This window comes from Bradyrhizobium sp. STM 3562, assembly GCF_045571435.1.
GTDB lineage: Bacteria > Pseudomonadota > Alphaproteobacteria > Rhizobiales > Xanthobacteraceae > Bradyrhizobium.
Window position 1 is genome coordinate 2,977,070 of the sequence record NZ_CP120694.1, and the last position, 21,351, is coordinate 2,998,420.

The window sequence follows — 21,351 nt, forward strand, 5'->3', positions numbered from 1 at the left end:
ACGACTTTAAGGTTGGCCGTGCGGAAGGGAACCCCGGGCGGCTTGAAAATGCCCGACTTGGAACCCTATGATGGTATCAATGGGGAGTGGTCTTCGATGCTGCGGCGGTGGATCCTGGTTCTTGGCGTGATCACGGTCGGCCTGATGCTGAGCGGTTGCACCAAATGCGGTCCGATCTGGGACGATTGGATTCAGGGGCCGAAATCCTGCAGATCAGACCACCTTTGACGCGCTTGGCTGCGTCGCGCCCGCAATGATATAGGGCAGCAAAAACAGGGGAGCCTTCGATGAAACTTGCTCGTGTCGCCGCGGCGCTCGCTCTGCTCGGAGCGCCGGTGACCGCGTTCCTCGCGCGGCCGGTCCATGCGCAGATGCCGAATATCAACTTGATTCCGGAGACCCAAAGCAAGACGCCGGAGGAGAGGGAAGCCGAACAGGAGCGTGACAAGGCCTATAAGGAATCGCTGAAGAAGATTCCCGACGCCAAGACGTCGAGCGATCCCTGGGGCACCGTGCGCAACGACACGCCCAAGAGCACGGCGGCCGCGCCGTCCACCAAGACGACGGCGAAGAAGGCCAGGACCGGCAGCAGCGCCAACTGACGGCGTGCGGCCAACCGCGCGTTTTCCAACCTTCCTCGGACTCCACCTGGGGCGGACCAGGACCTATATTAATCCGGTCGTATCTGTACCGGAGTTGCGGCATGGCCACTTTGCCGCGCGATCTCGCCACTCGGATGGCCGGCCGGCGGAAGCCGGATGACGGCTATGTACGCGAAACCTTCACGTTGCCGCGCGAGAAGGCGAGGGTGAAGGCGCGCGACTTTCTCACCCGGTACCCCAAGGCGGGCTATATGAGCGCGGTGGAAAGCTGGCGTGAGCTGCCGGGCGGCGATATCGAATTCACCATGCGGCGGCTGCGCAGCGCGGACTAGCCTTATCGCGTCACTACCGGCTTTAACCCTCATGCTGAGGAGCTTGCGCGAGCCAAGCGCCTAAGGATGTCGCCCGGGTTCTTCCGGCGAAGGAGCGAGAGCCTAGCTAGGCTGCCCCGTCTTCGCCCAGCAGCTTACCGGTCTTGCGATTGACGAAGTGAAGCCGGGTGCAGCCCTTGCAGACGACCGCCTCATACGTGCATTGCGGATCGTGCGGGTCGATCTCCTCGCTGCACGATCAGTCCGGTCTGCGGACACCTGAAAAGAATATGACCCATACTGGACGACTATTTGCCAACATGGCATCCCGCCATTTTGATCTGCATCAACACCGGCCAACTATCGCGGAGATTTCAACCGCCGACGCGCTTGGAGCTGACGGGCCGTGGAAATGATCGTCGCATCAACGTTTGACTTAAGGAAAGGCCGTATCAGTTCGGCAGCGCGGCACTTCGTTGCTTGGGTTACGCCCCGTCGAGCGTCTCGGCCACGATGCGAATGCGGAAGATCGGCTGTTTCTGCTCGTCCAGCATCTCCATCTGCCACTCCGAGTTTTCCTGGAGCTTGCGGGAGAGACCACTGGCGATGTCGGCGCAGACATTCGTCAGCTCTTTCCAGGCCGCGTCGCGATCGGCGCATTCGCTGCCGATTTCCGAGGCGCCCGAATAGCGACCGTTACGGATGCGAAAAAAATAGAGCGGCATGGTAGAACCAATGAACGAAAATACCGCTCCGCCCTTCAAAAGGGTGAGCGCAGACGCATGCCGCTAATGGAGGCGCAAAAGGCGGGAGGTTCAATTCCGGAAGACTACGGCTCGCGGTAATTCGATCCCGCTTCAGGTGCGCGGTTGTACCGCTACTCGCTTTCGGTGATGCGAATCAGTCCGTCGCCGGTGACGAGGGGACCTTTGGCGGTCAGCGCGACATAGCCGAGCGCGACGAGCTTGCTCAGATGCGCCGCTGGAACGTAGACGTCGGGCGCGCTTACCGCGACTTCGAGGAGCGAGGCAAATTCTTCCGGCGTCAGAAGCTTGGGCGTGTGCACGGTCATTGCTTGACTTGGGGATGATGGAAGTTTGCGCCGGATCTTAAGCGGACGGTGCGGTCGCGTAAATGAGCCTCGGAGCATGATCGATTGGGCGCAACGAGATCATGATCTCATCTCGCTCTTTGAGCATGATTTCGGCGCAAATGCTTCGTGCTTGTCGCGAGCGAAGGCGGCTTCCACTTTGCGCTTCGCGGGCGCTTTCGGATGGGCGTGATGTGTTGCGAGCGGACGACGGGTCACGTCTCGCCAGAAAGATCTGACATCCGCTATTCAAAAAGCTTTTCCGGCGCGACCGTCAGGCGATAGGCGATTTCCGTAGAGCCGTCGGAAATTTCCAGCAAGCAATTGCACAGCGGACAGCGGAATTCGCCCGCGTGTCCCTTACGCGAATTGAGTTCAATCCGGCGGATGCCGGCCTTGCACTCCGGGCAGACGATGTCGCCTTTTTTCATGCGGTCGATTATGCCCGGGCCGTATCACCGTTCCAAGACAGTGACGCCTTCTTCCAATGAAGTTGAAAGCGCCATCGGTAGTGGCCGCGATTCGTTCGTGATGAGGAACTTTGTTCTTCCGCGGAGAACTACGGACGAAATGCGCGAAAAACGTGTTGAAAACACAGCACTTCGCGCAACCCGTGCGGAAGTCGCGCGTTGGTCCGGCCGCGAGCGAAGAATTCACATGCGTAATCGTCGGAACTGACGTCAGCCATCAAACTTGGCTTGCGAGTGTCGGTGATTCGCTCTCCGTTGGCCCACACGGCAAAAGCAAAACATGAAGCTCATCGACCTGTTTTCGCGCCCCAGGAAGCGGGCGCGCCATCCTGACGAGATCGCGCCGCATGTTGCGGATCACCGCACCGACCGATCGAGCATGGCCGAACTGGTTCGGCTGCTGCGGGAGCATGACGACGCACGAGATCTCAGTGGCGCGAGTGAACGCTCAGATCGCCCCGGAAGCCCGACCCAAAGATTACGGTCGTACGATCAGGACCGCCATCACGGTGAAGGGGAGAGAGGCGCGGGAACGATTGCCGGTCGGCGCCGTTAGCTTGCCGTATCGTCCCTTAGATACACCCCCGCAAGAGCGGCCCCGGCTTCTCCCCTGAGCTGGGGCCGTCGCATTGAGGGTTTTCTCATCTTCGCGGCATCATAGGTTAGAGACGGAACCGGCGAGGCGTCGCACCATATCGGCGTTGCTATTGTGCGGTTTGCCCCCGCTTTGGCAACGACCCCTCACGGCCCCGGCTGCAAACACTGGGGCCGTTTTTTTGGGCGCCGCTCCGCTGTTGGAGACATCAAGCTGCAGTCGGACCTGTCCCTACATTGAGGAGCTGGGACACCGCCGTGACGAGTTGCGCGGGAGCGAACGGTTTGCTGAGCATGATGCTGTTGGGAACGCCCTTCGAGGTCCAGCCCTCGGCATCCTTGCCGCTCATATAGACGACGGGAAAATCCGCGCGGAGCTCCCGCGCGTGGCGCGCGATCTCCCAGCCATCCATCGGCCCCGATAAATTGATGTCGGTCACCAGCGCCCGGTACTTGTGTTCATCGCCCGCAATCAGCTTCACCGCCTCTTCGCCGGAGGCGGCGATGGCGACCTCATAGCCCCCTTCGGCCAGCGTCTCCTCGATCATCCCTTGGATCACCTGCTCGTCTTCGACGACCAGGATGACGGGCATCTCGTTCGCTTCCAATGGCCGCTCCCCCGTCCAGGTTTGGTGCGTCAAGTGGCAATCGAGAAATTGGTTCCCGTGTTACGAATTGAACTCTTCCAAAAGCGATGAGCGGCCGCGCATCATAGGCTGGCGACGGAACCGCAGCAGCCGGGCGCAGACTGCCGGGGTTACCGGTGCGAGGCGCCCTGCGTCCACGCTTCGAACGGATTCTCCCGTGCTTCACCGGGAAGCCGCAGCGGACATCAAAGTTGAGCTTACGAACGAAGCAGGATGGCTATTCCGTTGCCTCGACGTCCGGTGGGTGAGGGCTGGGGTCGGGAGCCTCCGAGGCTCTCTCGTCGACCTGCGACTTGTAGGCGGCAGCCCTCGCCACCAGAGCTGCGGCCAGCTCCGGGTTTGACGTGGATTTGGCAAACCTTAGCAGCGCCGCGGCCTGACGCGCGAAGTAGAGTCTTCCAGGCACGGTCCATTGATCCCCGACAAGAACCCCCGTCGGGAGACATCACGCGCGAACCGCGATTCCGTTCCGCAGCGAATGTTCACAATTGGTCGTAGGGCGCTTGGTTCCCCGAGGAACCCTTCGACCCAGCCGGCTCCATCCGCCTAGCGCGCGGAGAGGGCTGCGATGGCGAGGAGCACCATCCATCCGACAATGACCAGGGAGACAATGGCGCCGGCGGTTATCCTGGCCTTTTCCCTGGCGGTATAGCGCCTGTCCATGTCCGCACTCTAGGAGGACCGAGGCGCAACTGCTCATCAAATCGGGGAGACCAAGGCCCAGCGAAGCGGAAGGGCCTTAGGGAAAACCGGATCTGCTGTGAAGGCCGCCCGGCGCACCCTTTGCCGGGTAACAGGGTGCACCGGGCCGGCCTTGCTGCACCAGTGCTTCCGTGGTGCTGGCCGTCTTTGCCAAGCAAGAGCCGTGCCGGTTTGGCTAGCCCTCACCCGCGTTGGGGTTTCGGCATCGGCCCTTGTTCCTCCCTGGGGAAAGGCTCCTGGGTTTTTCGGCCGAGAAACGTATCCGGCACGGGCTGCCGAAGAAGCTCGACCGCCTGTTTCGTGATTTCGCGCGTCCGCTCGGTCTGCCGGGCAAGCTCCTCGGTCGTGCCGAACAGACGCTGGCCGCCGTGGCGATCCTGCATAGCGCGCACCCTTTCTTGCAGGCGGGAGCGCGACCGGTCTCTCAGCCACCAGCGCCCACAGGCTCGTGCCGTTTGCCAGTGATATTGCGCAACGAATGGGCAGGTGTTTGGTTCAAACTGACGGAGCCGAGTCTCGGCAGGCCAACACGCTGCTGGCTACCGCGCTCATGAACATCAGGCGTAGGCGCGAAAATCCGGTGGCCTGGAGATCCACCGGACGATTCGCCAATACAATTTGGTGAAATGAAACGGGGACAGCTAAGCGGACAATTCGCGGCTGGTCTGTCCAAAAGTTCACAATCGGCCAGGAAAGTTGGCGCTCGCGTCGGTCCTAGCCGCCGCGGCGGGGACGGCAGAGGGGCTCCGCTGCATCTTGCAAAAAAAGAACATATTGCGAACATGGAACAAATGGTGTACGTTGTTTTTTAACCGTCGGCCGCCTCTTTCAACCGTTTGTCCCACTCGCGAATCCCCGCCATAAGGAGTTAACAGATGACCGTCCCGGCCCTGCGTATCGTCGAAGGTTCTTCCATGGATAAGTCCAAAGCGCTATCCGCCGCGCTGTCCCAGATCGAGCGGCAATTCGGCAAGGGCTCGGTGATGAAGCTCGGCAAGAACGACCGCTCGATGGATGTCGAGACGGTGTCTTCCGGCTCGCTCGGGCTCGACATTGCGCTCGGCGTCGGCGGCCTGCCGAAGGGGCGGATCGTGGAGATCTACGGGCCGGAGTCTTCGGGCAAGACGACACTCGCGTTGCATACGGTGGCCGAAGCGCAGAAGAAGGGCGGCATTTGCGCCTTCATCGATGCCGAGCATGCGCTCGATCCGGTCTATGCGCGCAAGCTGGGCGTCAATATCGACGAACTCCTGATCTCGCAGCCCGACACCGGCGAGCAGGCACTGGAAATCTGCGACACCCTGGTGCGCTCCGGCGCGGTCGACGTGCTGGTGGTCGATTCGGTGGCCGCGCTGGTGCCGCGGGCCGAGCTCGAAGGCGAGATGGGTGAGGCGCTGCCGGGCCTGCAGGCGCGCCTGATGAGCCAGGCGCTGCGCAAGCTCACCGCCTCGATCAACAAGTCCAACACCATGGTGATCTTCATCAACCAGATCCGCATGAAGATCGGCGTGATGTACGGCTCGCCCGAGACCACCACCGGCGGCAACGCGCTGAAATTCTATGCTTCCGTCCGCCTCGACATCCGCCGCATCGGCTCGATCAAGGAGCGCGATGAGGTGGTCGGCAACACGACGCGCGTGAAAGTGGTGAAGAACAAGCTGGCGCCGCCGTTCAAGCAGGTCGAATTCGACATCATGTATGGCGAGGGTGTCTCCAAGATGGGCGAGATTCTCGACCTCGGCGTCAAGGCCGGCATTGTCGAAAAATCCGGCGCCTGGTTCTCCTATGATAGTCAGCGGCTCGGCCAAGGACGGGAGAATGCCAAATCGTTCTTGAAATCCAATCCCGACATCACCGCCAAGATCGAAACCGCCATCCGGCAAAACTCCGGCCTGATCGCCGAGCAGATCCTCGCCGGCACGCCCGAGCGCGATGCCGACGGCGAAGAGCCGGCGGAGGAGTAAGGCCTTAGACCTTCGTGAGCCGCATTAGCGAAGGTTAGCGTCATGCCCGGCCGTCCCCCGTGCCGGGCATGTACGTTTTGAGGCGGCCGCCGGCAGGATTGACCGAAACGCCCTCGCGCGAACTCCGCGCTGAAGCTCGAGTCGGATGCTGCCGATTAAGAAAGGGCGGAGGCGAAGATCATGCGACGAGCAGTGGCTAGCAAGGCCAAGGCGTCCCGGCTAATCCTGACCAGCTCTTCCGGCCTAAGTCTTATCCGCGCCGAGCGCGCTGACCTCGTCGTCCCGTTCTGCTTTCGCTTCGTTTGGGGCCGTTGCCATCCGAAGGCGAACTTCGCAAGCTATCTCGCCGCCCGGCCGAGGCCGTCCTTGCAGGAGGTGAGGATTTCAGCCGGCATAACCGGATCCACCGCTGGTGGGACAGTACGGAGCTCACCAACGATCGCCTGTGGCGCTGGGATCCGGTCAAGGGGGGCCCTGATCGCGCCTTGAGGCTCGGTCATTCCGGGCCTGTCTGAAGGACCAGACCCGGAATCTCGAGATTCCGGGTTCGCCTCTTTCGAGGCGCCCCGGAGTGACGGATTTGTCGGTTACTCCGCCACTTGCGCGTAATTGCTCGCCGGCGGGCACGAGCACACCAGGTTGCGATCACCATAGACGTTGTCGACCCGGCCGACCGGCGACCAATATTTGTCCATGCGCGACACCCCATCCGGGAAACAGCCCTCAGTGCGGCTGTAGGCGCGCTTCCACTCGTCATCGGCGATGTCGTGCACCGTGTGCGGCGCGTACCGCAGGGGCGAGGCCTCGATCTTGAAGCGGCCGCTCTCGACCTCGGCGATCTCCCGCCTGATCGCGATCATCGCATCGCAAAAACGATCCAGCTCCGCTTTCGATTCCGACTCCGTCGGTTCGATCATCAGCGTGCCCGGCACTGGGAAGCTCATGGTCGGGGCGTGGAAACCGTAATCGATCAGGCGCTTTGCGATGTCATCGACGGTGACGCCGCAAGCGGTCTTCAGCGGCCTCGGATCGATGATGCATTCGTGCGCGACGCGGCCTTTCGCATTTCGATAGAGCACCGGGAAATGCGCGTTCAGCCGCGCTGCCACGTAATTGGCATTGAGGATCGCGACCTCCGTGGCACGGGTCAGCCCTTCGCCGCCCATCAGCAAAATGTAGATGTAGGAGATGGTCAGGATCGACGCCGAGCCGAAGGGCGCGGCCGAGACCGGCCCGACTGCGTGAGGCTGCTCGCCATCGCGTTCCGAATGAAGGAGGGCCGGATGACCCGGCAGGAACGGCGCCAGATGCGCCTTCACGCCGATCGGGCCCATGCCCGGACCGCCGCCGCCATGGGGAATGCAAAAGGTCTTGTGCAAGTTGAGATGGCTGACATCGGCGCCATAGTCGCCGGGCCGCGACAGTCCGACCTGCGCATTCATGTTGGCGCCGTCGAGATAGACCTGGCCGCCATGGGCATGCACGATCTCGCAGATTTCGCGAATGTGCTCCTCGAACACGCCGTGCGTCGAGGGATAGGTGATCATGACAGCCGCAAGATTCTTGCCGCGCGCCTCCGCCTTGGCACGCAGATCGTCGACATCGACATCGCCGCGCGCGTCGCAGGCAACCACCACCACCTCCATGCCGGCCATCGCGGCTGACGCCGGATTGGTGCCGTGGGCGGAGGAGGGGATCAGGCAAACCTTGCGATGCCCTTCGCCGCGAGCGGCGTGATAGCCGCGGATCGCGAGCAGGCCTGCATACTCGCCCTGTGCGCCGGAGTTCGGCTGCAGCGAAATCGCGTCATAGCCAGTGATGTCGCAGAGCCATTTTTCCAGCCGCGCAAACAGCGCGTGATAGCCTCCCGCCTGCTCGCGCGGCGCGAAGGGGTGCAGCGCCGCGAACTCCGGCCAGGTCAGCGGCACCATCTCGGTGGTGGCGTTCAGCTTCATGGTGCAAGAGCCGAGCGGGATCATGGCACGGTCGAGCGCGAGGTCGCGGTCGGCGAGCTTGCGCATGTAGCGCAGCATCTCGGTCTCCGAGCGATGCGCATGGAACACGGGATGGGTGAGGAAATGCGTCGTGCGCTTCAGCTCCAGCGGCAGCGCGTCGCGCGCGCCGGCCTCGACCTCCGCATAGGACAGGCTGCCGCCGAACGCGCGCCACACCGCCTCGACGATGTCGGGCGTCGTGGTCTCGTCCAGCGCGACGCGCAAGCCGGCTCCGCCGATCCCGAGATTGATCTTCTCAGTCAGCGCCCGCGCCACGATCTGGTCCCGCCGCGCCCCGACCTCGACGGTCAGGGTGTCGAAGAACGCCTCGCTTCTCGGTGCGAACCCGAGCTTGCGCAGGCCGGCCGCCAGCACCGAAGCGCGGCGATGCACGTTGCGTGCAATCGCGGTGAGCCCTTCCGGGCCGTGATAGACCGCATACATCGAGGCGATCACTGCGAGCAGCACCTGCGCGGTGCAGATGTTGGAGGTCGCCTTCTCGCGGCGAATATGCTGCTCGCGGGTCTGCAGCGCCAGCCGATAGGCAGGCGCCCCGCGCGAATCCACGCTCAAGCCGACGATGCGGCCGGGCAGCGAGCGCTTGAGCGCATCGCGCACCGCCATATAGGCCGCGTGCGGCCCGCCATACCCCATCGGCACGCCGAAGCGCTGCGCCGAGCCGACCCCGATGTCGGCGCCGAGCTCGCCGGGCGAGGCGAGCAGGGTCAGCGCGAGCAGGTCGGCCGAAACGATCGCCAGCGCGCCCTTGCCGCGCAGCGCCGCGATCGCCGGGCGCAGGTCGCGCACCGCGCCGGATGTACCCGGATATTGCAGGACGCCGCCGAACACATCGGCACTTGCGAGATCGGTCGCGGGATCGCCGACGATCAGATTCCACCCCAACGGTTCGGTGCGGGTCCGGAGCACCGCAAGCGTCTGCGGATGCACTTCATGGTCGACGAAGAATGCCTTGGTCTTCGCCTGCGAGGCCCGCTCGGCGAGCGCCATCGCCTCGGCGACGGCGGTCGCCTCATCCAGCAGCGAGGCATTGGCGACATCGAGCCCGGTGAGGTCAGAGATCATGGTCTGGAAATTGAACAGCGCCTCCAGCCGACCCTGGCTGATCTCGGGCTGATAGGGCGTGTAGGCCGTGTACCAGGCCGGGTTCTCCAGGATGTTGCGCTGGATCACCGTGGGCAGAATGGTGCCGGAATATCCCTGGCCGATCAGTGAGGTGAACACCTGGTTTTGCGTGGCGAGCTCGCGCATATGCGAAAGCGCCTCGGTTTCGCTCAAGGCGCGACCGAGATCGAGCGGCGCCTTCTGCCGGATCGAGCCAGGCAGCGTCTCCAGCATCAGCGCGGACAGGCTGCTTGCGCCGACGGTCTGAAGCATCGCTTCGATATCGCGCGGCGACGGTCCGATGTGCCGGCGCACGAAAGTGGCTGCGGCGTCGCTGGTCGGTTTAAAGGGCGCGTTCATGCGTTGATCCTCTCTGCGAGCCGTTGAAATGCTCCGTCATGGCCGGGCTTGTCCCGGCCATTCACCATGTGCCAAGCGAAAGGACGTGGATGCCCGGCACAAGGCGGGGCATAACGAGATGAGAATGCCGGCCGATTGGTGAGCCAATATTGCCGCATGGTCTCTGCTCTCACGCCGTGTGCGCCTTGTAGGCGGCCTCATCCATCAGGCCGCCGAGCTCGTTTCTGTCGGCAATCTTGATCTTGAAGAACCAGGCCTTTCCTTGCGCATCGGAATTGACCAGCGCAGGTTCGGAACTGAGCTCCTCGTTCACTTCAAGCACCTCACCTGAGATCGGCGCGTAGACATCGGAGGCGGCCTTCACGGACTCCACCACCGCAGCGGCCTCCGCCTTCTTCAGCGCGCGGCCGACCTTGGGCAGGTCGACGAAGACGACATCGCCGAGCTGCTGTTGCGCGTAGTCGGTAATCCCCACCGTTGCGACATCGCCCTCGATACGGAGCCATTCGTGGTCGGAGGTGAACAGCGTGGTCATGTGATGTCCTTCAGCGCTTGTAGGTGTTGGGAACGAAGGGTGTGGCGGCGACGCGCACGGGCAGGCGCTGCCCACGCACTTCCGCGAAAAGCTGGGTCCCGTTGGCCGAAAGCTGCGTGGGCACATAGCCCATCGCGACCGGGGCATTGAGGGAGGGGCCAAAGCCGCCCGAAGTGACCGTGCCGATCGGCTCGGATGCGGCTCGATCGGCAAACAGCAGCGCACCCTCGCGCACCGGCGCGCGGCCCTCCGGCTTCAAGCCGACACGGCGGCGCGGGGCACCAATGGCAAATTGGCTGAGAATCTTTTCCGCGCCGAAAAAGCCGCCGGCGCGGGCGCCGCCTTGGCGGCGGCTCTTTTGGATCGACCATTCCAGCGCCGCCTCGATCGGGGTGGTCGTGCTGTCGATGTCATGACCGTAGAGGCAAAGCCCGGCCTCGAGGCGCAAGCTGTCGCGCGCCCCTAACCCGATTGGCAGGACGTCAGGATCTTGCAGCAGCGCCTTTGCAAGCTGTTCCGCCTGTTCCGCCGGGACCGAAATCTCAAAACCGTCCTCGCCGGTATAGCCCGAACGGGACACGAAGCAGTCAAGGCCCGCAACTTTGCGCGGCCCGGCGTCCATGAACCGCAGGCTCGGTGCCTCCGCACAGAATTTCGCCAATACGGATTCGGCCCTCGGTCCTTGCAGGGCCAGCAGTGCGCGGTCGGCGAGCGGCTCGATCAGGCACGAATCGGACACATGCGCGCGCAGATGCGCTTCATCGGCGTCCTTGCAGGCGGCGTTCACCACCACGAAGAGGTGGTCGCCGAAATTGGCAACCATGAGATCATCGAGAATGCCGCCTTGCTCGTGGGTGAACTGCGCATAGCGCTGGCGGCGCGGAGCAAGGCTCAAAACGTCCTGCGGCACCAGGCGCTCGAGCGCCAGCGCCGCATCTTCAACCCGGCCCGATTTCGCGCGCAGCGCGACCTGGCCCATATGGGACACGTCGAACAGCCCGGCTTTTTGCCTCGTATGGAGGTGTTCCTTCAAAACCCCGGCTGCATATTGCACGGGCATCTCGTAGCCCGCGAACGGCACCATCTTGGCGCCGAGCGACACATGAAGGGCATGGAGGGGAGTGCGTTTTAGGGGGATGTCATCACGCGCAAGCATCAGGAGGCCCTCCGTGGTTCCCGGGGACCATCCCCGACAACCCTTTGAGCCCCATCTGTCGCTTTGCCTGAGAGTATTATCCCGTCGGCGGACGCGTCAGGCCAAGAACCCTCGGCGTCTCTTTCCAGATGTTATCAAAGCCACACGGTCCTTTTGCCTGAGAGTTTCCGGGGCGGTTGCTCCTTCGGCGCCGGCATCAAAGCCGGTCTCTCCCGACGTGGCTGTCTTGAACAGATCGAAGGGAAACACGACCTGTACCAGGCTGTCAACGCGGCGCAGCATCTATCAACGAACTTTACGCTTTCGCGGCAAGTCCATGATCCGCCTGCACAGTTTCTGGACAGCGCGGCTGCCCTTGTCTAAAAGCGTTGCGCCGGAAAACCATTAATTTTGCGGGCACGGCCAGCTTTCCGATTGGATGAATATGACAGGCGTCAACGACATCAGGTCGACTTTTCTGAACTTCTTTGCCCAAAACGGCCATGAGATCGTGCCGTCGTCGCCGCTCGTGCCGCGCAACGACCCGACCCTGATGTTCACGAACGCCGGCATGGTGCAGTTCAAGAACGTCTTCACCGGCGTCGAGAAGCGGCCCTATTCGCGCGCCACCACCTCGCAGAAATGCGTGCGCGCCGGCGGCAAGCACAACGACCTCGACAATGTCGGCTATACCGCGCGGCATCACACCTTTTTCGAGATGCTCGGCAATTTCTCGTTCGGCGATTACTTCAAGGATCGCGCGATCGAGCTTGCCTGGAAGCTGGTGACGACGGAGTTCGGCCTGCCGAAGGACAAGCTGTGGGCGACCGTCTATATCGACGACGATGAGGCGTTCGGCCTCTGGAAGAAGATCTCGGGCCTGCCGGAGTCGCGCATCATCCGCATCGCGGGCTCCGACAATTTCTGGCAGATGGGCGACACCGGCCCGTGCGGGCCCTGCTCGGAAATCTTCTATGACCACGGCGACAAGGTCTGGGGCGGCCCGCCCGGCTCGGCGGAGGCCGATGGCGACCGCTACATCGAGATCTGGAATCTCGTGTTCATGCAGTTCGAGCAGTTCGAGGACGGCAAGCGCGTGGCGCTGCCCAAGCCCTCGATCGATACCGGAGCGGGGCTCGAGCGCGTCGCAGCGGTGCTCCAGGGCAAGCACGACAATTACGACATCGATCTCTTCGTCTCGCTGATCCGCGCCATCTCCGATCTCACCGGCGCCAATCCGAACGGCCAGCACAAGGCCTCGCTGCGCGTGATCGCCGATCACCTGCGCGCGTCCTCCTTCCTGATCGCCGACGGCGTGCTGCCGTCCAACGAAGGCCGCGGCTATGTGCTGCGTCGGATCATGCGCCGCGCCATGCGCCACGCGCAGCTCCTGGGCGTGCGGGAGCCCTTGATGCATCGCCTGGTGTGGGCGCTGGTGCGCGAGATGGGCCAGGCCTATCCCGAACTGGTGCGCGCGGAGAATTTGATCGAGGAGACGCTGCGGCTGGAAGAGACCCGCTTCCGCAAAACCTTGGAGCGCGGCCTTGCCATCCTGGATGAGAAGAGCGCGGCCCTGAAGAAGGGCGACATGTTCGACGGCGACACCGCCTTCACGCTGTACGACACCTACGGCTTTCCGCTCGATCTGACCCAGGACGCGCTGAAGTCGCGCGGCATCGGCGTCGACGTGGCGGCCTTCACCGACGCCATGGACCGCCAGCGCGAGAAGGCGCGTGCGGCCTGGGCTGGCTCGGGCGAGGCCGCGACCGAGAGCGTGTGGTTTCCGCTGCGTGAGAAGCTGGGCGCGACCGAGTTCTTGGGCTATGAGACCGAGACTGCGGAAGGCGTGGTCGCGGCGCTGGTCAAGGACGGCCAGGAGGTCGAAAGCCTGCAGGCCGGCGAGAGCGGTGCGATCGTTTTGAACCAGACCCCGTTTTATGCGGAGTCCGGCGGTCAGGTTGGCGATACCGGCGTGATGCTCGGTGAAGGCGCCAAATTCCGCGTCACCGACACGCAAAAGAAGGCCGGCGACCTCTTCGTGCATTTGGGCACGGTGGAGCACGGCACGCTGAAGGTCGGCACCGCGCTGCAGCTCGATGTGGACCATGCGCGCCGTAGCTCGATCCGGCGCAATCACTCGGCAACGCATCTGTTGCACGAAGCACTGCGGCAGGTGCTCGGCGATCACATCGCCCAGCGTGGCTCGCTGGTCGCCCCCGACCGCCTGCGCTTCGATTTCGCGCATCCCAAGCCGATCACGCCGGAAGAGCTGGCGCGTGTCGAAGACATCGCCAACGAGGTGGTGCTGGAGAACGAGGAGGTGACCACGCGCCTGATGGCGCTGGACGAGGCTCGTGAGGCCGGCGCCCGCGCGCTGTTCGGCGAGAAGTATGGTGATGAGGTGCGTGTGGTGTCGATGGGCAAGGGATCGCGCGAGCACGGCGAGAACGCGCTTGGGTGGTCGGTCGAGCTCTGCGGCGGCACCCATGTCCGCCGCACCGGCGACATCGGCCTGATCTCAGTGACCAGCGAAAGCGCGGTGTCCTCCGGCGTCCGCCGCATCGAGGCGCTGACCGGGCGCGGCGCGCGCAAGCACGCCAACGACGTGATGGGGCTCGCCAAGACCGCGGCCGCCGAATTGCGCACGACGGTCGAGGACGTGCCGGCGCGCATCACCGCGCTGCTCGATGAGCGCAAGAAGCTCGAGCGCGACTTGTCGGATGCGCGCAAAAAGCTCGCCATGGGCGGCGGCGTTTCGGGGAAAGGCGCGGATGGCGTGCGCGAGGTCGGCAAGGTCAAGCTGATGGCGCGCGCGGTCGAGGGGATCGAGATGAAGGATCTCAAGAGCCTCGCCGACGACGGCAAGAAGCAGCTCGGCTCCGGTGTGGTCGCTATCGTCGGCGTCACCGGCGACGGCAAGGCCGGTGTCGTGGTCGGCGTCACGCCCGATCTCACCGCGCGCTACAACGCGGTCGACCTGGTGCGCATCGCTTCCGAGGCGCTCGGCGGCAAGGGCGGCGGCGGCCGCCCCGACATGGCGCAGGCCGGCGGCCCGGATGGGGCGAAGGCGAGCGCGGCGCTTGAGGCGATCGAGAGGGCAATGGCGGGGGCGTGAGGCTGCGAGCCACGAACTCCTTCCTTCTTCCTCGTGGGAAAAGGTGTCGCGGACGAAGTCCGCGACGGATGAGGGGTCTCTCTCCAATAGGTACAAAGGGAGAGATGTTCGATCGCGGAGGCAAACCGCTCACCCTGGCGCGCCTGTGTCCACCAGGCTGCCCTCTCCCATAAGGGGCGAGGGCACAACGATCAGCAGCGCTGTATTCCTGCCCTAATCCTTCACCACCCGCACCGCGCCGCGCGCGGCGCTGGTCGCGAGCGCGGCATACGCCTTGAGCGCGGTCGACACCTTGCGCTTGCGCTTCGCAGGCTTCCAGGCCTTGTCGCCCTTGGCCAGCATCGCCTCGCGGCGCCGTTTCAGTTCCGCCTCGTCCACCGCAAGATGGATCGAGCGCGCGGGGATGTCGATCTCGATCCGGTCGCCCTCCTGCACCAGGCCGATGAGGCCGCCTTCGGCGGCTTCCGGCGAAACGTGGCCGATCGACAAGCCCGATGTGCCGCCCGAGAAGCGGCCATCGGTGATCAGGGCGCAGGCTTTGCCGAGCCCCTTCGATTTCAGGTAGCTGGTGGGATAGAGCATTTCCTGCATGCCGGGACCGCCGCGCGGTCCCTCATAGGTGATCACCACGACATCGCCGGCCCTGATCCTGTTGGTCAGGATCGCCTCGACCGCGGCATCCTGGCTTTCCAGCACGCGGGCGGGTCCTGAGAATTTCAGGATGCTGGCATCGACGCCGGCGGTCTTCACGATGCAGCCGTCGAGCGCCAAGTTGCCGTACAACACCGCAAGGCCGCCATCGCGGGAATAGGCGTGCTCGATGTCGCGGATGCAGCCCGTGCTGCGATCGAGGTCGAGCTCCTCGAACCTGCGGTCCTGGCTGAAGGCCGTTTGCGTCGGCACGCCGCCAGGTGCTGCCTTGTAGAAGTTGCGCACGCTATCGCTCTTGGTGCGACGGATGTCCCAGCGCTCCAGCGCGGACGCAAGCGTCGCTGAGTGAACGCTTGGCAGGTCGGACTGAATGAGGCCGGCGCGGTCGAGCTCGCCCAGGATCGCCATCACGCCGCCGGCGCGGTGCACGTCTTCCAGGTGCACGTCTGCCACCGACGGGGCGACCTTGCAGAGCACCGGCACTTTGCGCGAGAGACGGTCGATGTCCTTCATGGTGAAGGGCACCTCGCCCTCATGAGCTGCGGCCAAAAGATGCAGCACGGTGTTGGTCGAGCCACCCATGGCGATGTCGAGGCTCATGGCGTTCTCGAAGGCCCTGGCGTTCGCGATGCTGCGCGGCAGGACGCTTTCGTCGTCCTGCTCGTAATAGCGCCGCGCGAGGTCGACGATGAGATGACCGGCCTCGATGAACAGGCTCTTGCGGTCGGCATGGGTTGCCAGCACCGAGCCGTTGCCCGGCAGCGACAGGCCCAGCGCCTCGGTGAGGCAGTTCATCGAATTGGCGGTGAACATGCCCGAGCAGGAGCCGCAGGTCGGGCATGCCGAGCGCTCCATCACCTCGACCTCACTGTCGCTGACATGCTCGTCGGCGGCCGCCACCATCGCATCGATCAGGTCGACCGATTTGATCTTGCCCTTGAGGTTGACCTTGCCCGACTCCATCGGTCCGCCGGAGACGAACACGGTGGGGATGTTGAGGCGGAGCGCCGCCATCAGCATGCCGGGCGTGATCTTGTCGCAATTGGAGATGCAGACCAGCGCGTCCGCGCAATGCGCATTGACCATGTATTCGACGCTGTCGGCGATCAGCTCGCGCGAGGGCAGGCTGTAGAGCATGCCGTCATGGCCCATGGCGATGCCGTCATCGACTGCGATGGTGTTGAACTCTTTCGCGACGCCGCCGGCCTTCTCGATCTCGCGCGCCACGAGCTGGCCGAGGTCCTTCAGATGGACATGCCCGGGTACGAATTGGGTGAAGGAGTTGGCGACCGCGATGATCGGCTTGCCGAAATCCTCGTTCGTCATCCCGGTGGCGCGCCACAGGCCGCGAGCCCCGGCCATGTTGCGGCCATGTGTGGTGGTCCGGGATCGATAGGTCGGCATGGCGTTTCTCCGATAGTGTTGACCGGGCGGTCTGGAGACCGGCGGCAATCGAACAGTCAAGCGAGCCTTTACAAGGAAGCCGCCGGGGACGCGACCGGCAATTTCGCGGTCCGGCGATGCCATGCTTGGCGGTTCATCGGCCGGGTCCGGAGGCGGTGCGCAACGGCTGCAGCGTCCCCCTGAGGGGTCATCAAGGCTCGACGGCGTATTAGAACATCCGCTCGGGCGGCGGCAAGGGCGGCGGGCTGGATGGCGTCAGGTGAGGCACCAGCGGCTCGCGAGGTCCAGGGGCGCGGCTCGGCCTGCGCGGTCACGGTGATGTCAGGTGACAACCCAAGAGGTCACAATTTTGTGCCTACTTGCCGAGCGTGCCGGCATCTAACATATCGCAAAAGCTGCAACATGCTCGCTGCACAGCTCCGCACCGAAAAACCTCCGCTGCGAGTGGCCGCCGTCCGAAAGCCATGTCTTCCCTCTCCAAAATTTCTTCCCTCTCCAAAATTCCGCACGCCCTGCTGCTCTCGGTGCTGCTGCTCGCTGCCCCGACCGGGGCAGGGGCGCATGCCATCATCGTTTCGTCCTCGCCGGCGGCGGGGGCAACAGTTGCGAAAGATGCCGTCTCGATCCGTCTGCGTTTCAACAGCCGGATCGACCATTCGCGCTCCCGAATAAGGCTGTTGGCGCCTGACGGAGCAGAGCAGGCGGTGACGCCGACGCCGGACTCGCCGGCCGACGAACTCGATGCCGAGGCGCAGGTCCTGGCGCCCGGTGCGTGGCGCTTGCGCTGGCAGGTGCTGAGCGTTGATGGGCACATCACGCGCGGCGAGATTCCCTTCACCGTGCGCTAGACCGACGACCTTGTTCCTTTTCCTCGACATTTTCGGTTATTTGTCGGTCGTTCTTCGCGGGCTGACCCTGCTGGCGCAGTCCTTCACCTTTGGCGGAATCGCATTCCAGGTGCTGTTGTGGCGTCCGTTGCAGGCGAAGCTGTCGGCGGACAGCGTTTCGGTCGACGGCAGGTGTCAAAGGCTTCTGCGGGCCAGTGCGCTCGCCTGGTTCGCCCTGACCATCGCCTCGCTCGTCGTCAACGCCGCGGCGCTGACGGGGACGCTTGAGGTGTCGTGGCGCGAAGCGGCGAGCGCGGATTTCGCCAGATTCGAGCTTGCGGTTGCAGCGTGCGCGCTCGGCATCGCGCTGTTGGCGAAAGACCGTTTCGCGAAAAGCCCGTGGTCGGGTCGGCGCGCCGCGGCTCTGGTCGGCCTCGCCCTGCTGGGGCTGGCCATGCAGCTCAACCTGACGCATGCGGCAAGCCGCGTCGGTGTACGCTGGCCGCTGCTGCTGTCCGACGCCCTCCACATGCTGGGCGCGGGTGTCTGGATTGGCGGGCTGCCTTGTTTCCTGTTGGCGTTGAACGGCTGCCGCTCGCCGAGCGACTGGCGTCTGATCGGTCGGCGTTATTCCTTGATGTCGATGGCCTCGGTCGCCGCCATCGTTGTCGGCGGCACCATCATGGCGGTGGTTTATCTCGGCTCGTTCGAGGCCATTTACAGCACCGCGTACGGCGTGATGATCTCGGCGAAGATCGCGCTGCTGCTGATGCTGCTGGCGCTCGGCGGCGGCAATTATCTCGCGGTCGAACGGCTGCGGCGTGATCCGACCGCGCCGATCTTGCGGTTGAGGCGCTTCGTCGAGGTGGAGATCGGAATCGGCCTCACGGTCCTGATGACCGCCGGCTCCCTGACCTCGCTGCCGCCCGGTGTCGATCTCAGCCAGGACCGTTTGACCTGGCAGGAGATCGTCGAACGCATCTCGCCGCAATGGCCACGCTTGAGCAGCCCTGCTCACGACAAGCTCACCATCTCCTTGTTGGAGGCGAAGATCGCCGCCGCGCAGGCGCAGCGTGCGAGTGCGCCGCCAGCCTATGTTCCCGGCGAAGGCGTCATTCTGCCGCGCAACGCGGCGGACATTGCCTGGTCGGAATACAACCACCATTGGGCGGGCATCTTCGTGGTGCTGATCGGCCTGCTCGCCATGATCGAGCATTTCCAGTGGGGACGCTCGGCGAGGCACTGGCCGCTCGTCTTTCTGGGCATGGCGGCATTCCTGTTCTTTCGCGCCGACGAGATGGCCTGGCCGCTGGGGCCGATCGGGTTTTTCGCCTCGTTGCGCGATCCGGAGGTCGCGCAGCACCGCATGTTCGTGCTTCTGATCATCCTGTTCGGGCTGTTCGAATGGCGTGTGCGCTTGCGCGGGCAGGAGGCGGGCCGGGCGGCGCTGGTCTTTCCCTTAACCGTCGCGCTCGGCGGCGCATTGCTGCTCACGCACTCCCACGCCATAGCCAACGTCAAGGATCAGCTTCTCATCGAGATGAGCCATACGCCGCTCGCGCTTTGCGGGATCGCGGGTGGCTGGGCACGCTGGTTGGAATTACGCCTGGGCGGCCGCACTGGCCGGATCGCGTCATGGGTTTGGCCGGTCAGCTTCGTTCTGGTTGGGCTGATCCTGCTGGACTATCGCGAGGCGTGAGGGCGCAATCCGGGGGACAGTCTTGATCCGGTGGAGCGTAGCGCTCAAGCTTTGCGCAGGAAGATGTAATCGGCGGTGTAGGGCATGGCGCGGGTCGCGGTCGGCTGGTCGCATGGACCCGCCATCGCGCCGCCGACCGTGTTGATCCGCTGCACGGTATCGACGCCGGCGAGCAGGCCGTCGCCGCGGTGGGAGATCACTTCGAGCTTCAGCCAGGCAACGTCGCTCGCGGTCTTGCCGGGCATGCTGGCTTGCACCTTGCCGACCACGGCACTGCCGTCGTTGAGCTGCCATGTCGGGCCGGCGAAGTGACGGCCGGCGACCTTGCCGTCCGCGATCAACGTCGCGGCCGGCTCGCGGAGCGTCCAGACCAGCTTGCCGTCGTTGCCCGCCCTGCATTCATAGATCTGCTGGCCGTCCGCGTGCACGGTGAGCACTGCTGTTTCGCCGGGCGCGGCAAGGGCATCGGGGAGTGAAGCTTCGGCGGCGAGTGCGCCGACAGACAGGAGCGACAACAACAGGGCAGGGACGACTTTTTCGAGCTGCCGCATGGTCGTGCCCCCGGTTAGTCTTCGTCATTCCGGGCGGTGCGAAAGCACCGAACCCGGAATCTCGAGATTCCGGGTTCGCGTCTTCGACGCGCCCCGGAATGACAATGTGTGTGGCTTCGTTCGCTAAGACGTCAAACGAACCCGGCGCCTTACGCTGCCGCCATCGCCTTTTCGAGATTGGCCGCAACCTTGTCCAAGAAGCCGGTCGTCGACAGCCAGCGCTGGTCGGCGCCGACCAGGAGCGCGAGGTCCTTGGTCATGTAGCCATCCTCGACGGTCTGCACGCAGACCTTCTCCAGCGTGTCGGCAAATTTCGCCAGCTCCGCATTGTTGTCGAGCTTGGCGCGATGTCCAAGGCCGCGCGTCCAGGCAAAGATGGAGGCGATGGAATTGGTCGAGGTCTCCTTGCCCTTCTGGTGCTCGCGATAGTGGCGCGTCACGGTGCCATGGGCGGCTTCAGCCTCCATGGTCTTGCCATCAGGCGTCATCAGCACCGAGGTCATCAGGCCGAGCGAGCCATAGCCCTGCGCCACCGTGTCCGACTGCACGTCGCCATCATAGTTCTTGCAGGCCCAGACATAGCCGCCCGACCACTTCAGCGCCGCCGCCACCATGTCGTCGATCAGGCGATGCTCGTAGGTGATCTTCTTGGCCTCGAATTGCGCCTTGAACTCCTTGTCGAAGATCTCCTGGAAGATATCCTTGAAGCGGCCGTCATAGACCTTGAGGATGGTGTTCTTGGTCGAGAGATAGACCGAGTAGTTGCGCGCGAGCCCCATGTTGAACGAGGCGCGGGCGAAATCGGCGATGGAATCGTCGAGATTGTACATTTCCATCGCGATACCCGCGCCCGGCGCCTTGAACACCTCGCGCTCGATCACCGTGCCGTCCTCGCCGACGAATTTCAGCGACAGCGTGCCCTTGCCGGGGAACCTGATGTCAGTGGCGCGGTACTGGTCGCCGTAAGCGTGGCGGCCGATGATGATGGGCTTAGTCCAGCCCGGCACCAGCCGCGGCACGTTCTTGCAGATGATCGGCTCGCGGAACACGACGCCGCCCAGGATGTTGCGGATGGTGCCGTTCGGCGACTTCCACATCTCCTTGAGGTTGAACTCCTTCACCCGGGCCTCGTCGGGCGTGATCGTGGCGCACTTCACGCCGACGCCGACCTTCTTGATGGCGTTGGCGGCATCGATGGTGACCTGATCGTTGGTTTTGTCGCGATACTCGATCCCGAGATCGAAATACATCAGGTTGAGGTCAAGGAAGGGGTGGATCAGCTTGTCCTTGATGTACTTCCAGATGATCCGGGTCATCTCGTCGCCATCGAGTTCGACGACGGGGTTGGTCACCTTGATTTTTGCCATAAGCTTAAGGCCTTTCGGGAACAGCGTTTTGAAGGCGGGTTAATTGTCCGCGCGCGTCATAGCACTGCCAAACGGCGCACGGAAGGTGAGGGGTTATGCAGTTTCCGCGCATCTTTTGGCCGATCGAAGCCCATTCCGCGCCGCTGCCGGCGGCAGACCGCCAAGGGGGCTTGACGGGAGCTCCGTCTCCGATCCAAAAGCCGAATCTAAC

18 protein-coding genes and 1 riboswitch are annotated in these 21,351 nt (G+C 63.8%); of the genes, 7 read left to right on the plus strand and 11 right to left on the minus strand.

Annotated features, from left to right (window positions below):
- The first annotated feature begins 287 nt into the window (after positions 1-287).
- Positions 288-602: a hypothetical protein gene (locus P6U23_RS13600; RefSeq protein ID WP_407180252.1), complete on the plus strand. Its 315-nt coding sequence runs from the start codon at positions 288-290 to the stop codon at positions 600-602.
- A gap of 101 nt (positions 603-703) precedes the next feature.
- A complete protein-coding gene (locus P6U23_RS13605; RefSeq protein ID WP_407180253.1) occupies positions 704-934 on the plus strand; it encodes a hypothetical protein in 231 nt (76 codons plus the stop codon).
- A gap of 464 nt (positions 935-1,398) precedes the next feature.
- On the opposite strand, the gene P6U23_RS13610 is transcribed toward P6U23_RS13605, so the two are convergent.
- The 3 genes from P6U23_RS13610 to P6U23_RS13620 all read right to left on the minus strand — a co-directional run bounded on the left by P6U23_RS13610 (position 1,399) and on the right by P6U23_RS13620 (position 2,434).
- Entirely contained in the window at positions 1,399-1,638 is a 240-nt protein-coding gene (locus P6U23_RS13610; protein WP_024512636.1) for a DUF6894 family protein, read from the minus strand.
- Between the two features lie 152 nt (positions 1,639-1,790).
- Positions 1,791-1,985: a hypothetical protein gene (locus tag P6U23_RS13615; RefSeq protein ID WP_407180254.1), complete on the minus strand. Its 195-nt coding sequence runs from the start codon at positions 1,983-1,985 to the stop codon at positions 1,791-1,793.
- Positions 1,986-2,248: 263 nt separating this feature from the next.
- Positions 2,249-2,434 (minus strand): hypothetical protein, encoded by a 186-nt coding sequence (locus tag P6U23_RS13620; protein ID WP_407180255.1) that lies wholly within the window; start codon positions 2,432-2,434, stop codon positions 2,249-2,251.
- 319 nt (positions 2,435-2,753) lie between these two features.
- Between P6U23_RS13620 and P6U23_RS13625 the strand changes: the two genes are divergently transcribed.
- Complete coding sequence (locus P6U23_RS13625; RefSeq protein ID WP_407180256.1) at positions 2,754-3,029, plus strand: hypothetical protein; 276 nt, start codon at positions 2,754-2,756, stop codon at positions 3,027-3,029.
- 247 nt (positions 3,030-3,276) lie between these two features.
- On the opposite strand, the gene P6U23_RS13630 is transcribed toward P6U23_RS13625, so the two are convergent.
- Positions 3,277-3,660 (minus strand): response regulator transcription factor, encoded by a 384-nt coding sequence (locus P6U23_RS13630; RefSeq protein ID WP_407180257.1) that lies wholly within the window; start codon positions 3,658-3,660, stop codon positions 3,277-3,279.
- Positions 3,661-4,598: 938 nt separating this feature from the next.
- Entirely contained in the window at positions 4,599-4,799 is a 201-nt protein-coding gene (locus P6U23_RS13635) for a hypothetical protein (protein ID WP_407180258.1), read from the minus strand.
- A gap of 492 nt (positions 4,800-5,291) precedes the next feature.
- Between P6U23_RS13635 and recA the strand changes: the two genes are divergently transcribed.
- The gene (gene recA / locus P6U23_RS13640) at positions 5,292-6,380 is read left to right on the plus strand and encodes a recombinase RecA (protein WP_407180259.1); all 1,089 of its coding nucleotides are present in this window, start codon (positions 5,292-5,294) and stop codon (positions 6,378-6,380) included.
- Between the two features lie 587 nt (positions 6,381-6,967).
- On the opposite strand, the gene gcvP is transcribed toward recA, so the two are convergent.
- From gcvP to gcvT, 3 genes are all read right to left on the minus strand, one after another.
- Positions 6,968-9,856 (minus strand): aminomethyl-transferring glycine dehydrogenase, encoded by a 2,889-nt coding sequence (gene gcvP / locus P6U23_RS13645; RefSeq protein WP_407180260.1) that lies wholly within the window; start codon positions 9,854-9,856, stop codon positions 6,968-6,970.
- Positions 9,857-10,025: 169 nt separating this feature from the next.
- Complete coding sequence (gcvH, locus tag P6U23_RS13650) at positions 10,026-10,391, minus strand: glycine cleavage system protein GcvH (RefSeq protein WP_407180261.1); 366 nt, start codon at positions 10,389-10,391, stop codon at positions 10,026-10,028.
- Positions 10,392-10,401: 10 nt separating this feature from the next.
- Positions 10,402-11,547: a glycine cleavage system aminomethyltransferase GcvT gene (gene gcvT, locus P6U23_RS13655; protein ID WP_407180262.1), complete on the minus strand. Its 1,146-nt coding sequence runs from the start codon at positions 11,545-11,547 to the stop codon at positions 10,402-10,404.
- 135 nt (positions 11,548-11,682) lie between these two features.
- Positions 11,683-11,773, minus strand: a riboswitch (glycine riboswitch).
- 198 nt (positions 11,774-11,971) lie between these two features.
- Here gcvT and alaS point away from each other — a divergent pair.
- Positions 11,972-14,641 carry an alanine--tRNA ligase gene (gene alaS, locus P6U23_RS13660; protein ID WP_407180263.1) on the plus strand — a complete coding sequence of 890 codons (2,670 nt, stop codon included), beginning with the start codon at positions 11,972-11,974 and terminating at the stop codon, positions 14,639-14,641.
- A gap of 213 nt (positions 14,642-14,854) precedes the next feature.
- On the opposite strand, the gene ilvD is transcribed toward alaS, so the two are convergent.
- Entirely contained in the window at positions 14,855-16,696 is a 1,842-nt protein-coding gene (gene ilvD, locus P6U23_RS13665; RefSeq protein WP_407180264.1) for a dihydroxy-acid dehydratase, read from the minus strand.
- 464 nt (positions 16,697-17,160) lie between these two features.
- On the opposite strand from ilvD, the gene P6U23_RS13670 reads away from it, so the two are divergent.
- A complete protein-coding gene (locus P6U23_RS13670; RefSeq protein WP_407180265.1) occupies positions 17,161-17,544 on the plus strand; it encodes a copper resistance CopC family protein in 384 nt (127 codons plus the stop codon).
- Between the two features lie 10 nt (positions 17,545-17,554).
- Complete coding sequence (locus tag P6U23_RS13675) at positions 17,555-19,222, plus strand: copper resistance D family protein (RefSeq protein ID WP_407180266.1); 1,668 nt, start codon at positions 17,555-17,557, stop codon at positions 19,220-19,222.
- A gap of 44 nt (positions 19,223-19,266) precedes the next feature.
- On the opposite strand, the gene P6U23_RS13680 is transcribed toward P6U23_RS13675, so the two are convergent.
- Positions 19,267-19,773, minus strand: coding sequence for a DUF3455 domain-containing protein (locus P6U23_RS13680; RefSeq protein WP_407180267.1), 507 nt, complete (start codon positions 19,771-19,773; stop codon positions 19,267-19,269).
- Positions 19,774-19,922: 149 nt separating this feature from the next.
- Entirely contained in the window at positions 19,923-21,140 is a 1,218-nt protein-coding gene (locus P6U23_RS13685) for an NADP-dependent isocitrate dehydrogenase (protein ID WP_407180268.1), read from the minus strand.
- Positions 21,141-21,351 lie beyond the last annotated feature (211 nt).

Coding starts and splice junctions, on each gene's coding strand:
- P6U23_RS13600 (WP_407180252.1), top strand. CDS start 288: ATGAAACTTGCTCGTGTCGCCGCGGCGCTCGCTCTGCTCGGAGCGCCG.
- alaS (WP_407180263.1), top strand. CDS start 11,972: ATGACAGGCGTCAACGACATCAGGTCGACTTTTCTGAACTTCTTTGCC.
- P6U23_RS13630 (WP_407180257.1), bottom strand. CDS start 3,660: ATGCCCGTCATCCTGGTCGTCGAAGACGAGCAGGTGATCCAAGGGATG.
- ilvD (WP_407180264.1), bottom strand. CDS start 16,696: ATGCCGACCTATCGATCCCGGACCACCACACATGGCCGCAACATGGCC.
- recA (WP_407180259.1), top strand. CDS start 5,292: ATGACCGTCCCGGCCCTGCGTATCGTCGAAGGTTCTTCCATGGATAAG.
- P6U23_RS13605 (WP_407180253.1), top strand. CDS start 704: ATGGCCACTTTGCCGCGCGATCTCGCCACTCGGATGGCCGGCCGGCGG.
- P6U23_RS13625 (WP_407180256.1), top strand. CDS start 2,754: ATGAAGCTCATCGACCTGTTTTCGCGCCCCAGGAAGCGGGCGCGCCAT.
- P6U23_RS13670 (WP_407180265.1), top strand. CDS start 17,161: ATGTCTTCCCTCTCCAAAATTTCTTCCCTCTCCAAAATTCCGCACGCC.
- P6U23_RS13680 (WP_407180267.1), bottom strand. CDS start 19,773: ATGCGGCAGCTCGAAAAAGTCGTCCCTGCCCTGTTGTTGTCGCTCCTG.
- gcvP (WP_407180260.1), bottom strand. CDS start 9,856: ATGAACGCGCCCTTTAAACCGACCAGCGACGCCGCAGCCACTTTCGTG.
- P6U23_RS13615 (WP_407180254.1), bottom strand. CDS start 1,985: ATGACCGTGCACACGCCCAAGCTTCTGACGCCGGAAGAATTTGCCTCG.
- P6U23_RS13610 (WP_024512636.1), bottom strand. CDS start 1,638: ATGCCGCTCTATTTTTTTCGCATCCGTAACGGTCGCTATTCGGGCGCC.
- P6U23_RS13620 (WP_407180255.1), bottom strand. CDS start 2,434: ATGAAAAAAGGCGACATCGTCTGCCCGGAGTGCAAGGCCGGCATCCGC.
- P6U23_RS13635 (WP_407180258.1), bottom strand. CDS start 4,799: ATGCAGGATCGCCACGGCGGCCAGCGTCTGTTCGGCACGACCGAGGAG.
- gcvH (WP_407180261.1), bottom strand. CDS start 10,391: ATGACCACGCTGTTCACCTCCGACCACGAATGGCTCCGTATCGAGGGC.
- gcvT (WP_407180262.1), bottom strand. CDS start 11,547: ATGCTTGCGCGTGATGACATCCCCCTAAAACGCACTCCCCTCCATGCC.
- P6U23_RS13685 (WP_407180268.1), bottom strand. CDS start 21,140: ATGGCAAAAATCAAGGTGACCAACCCCGTCGTCGAACTCGATGGCGAC.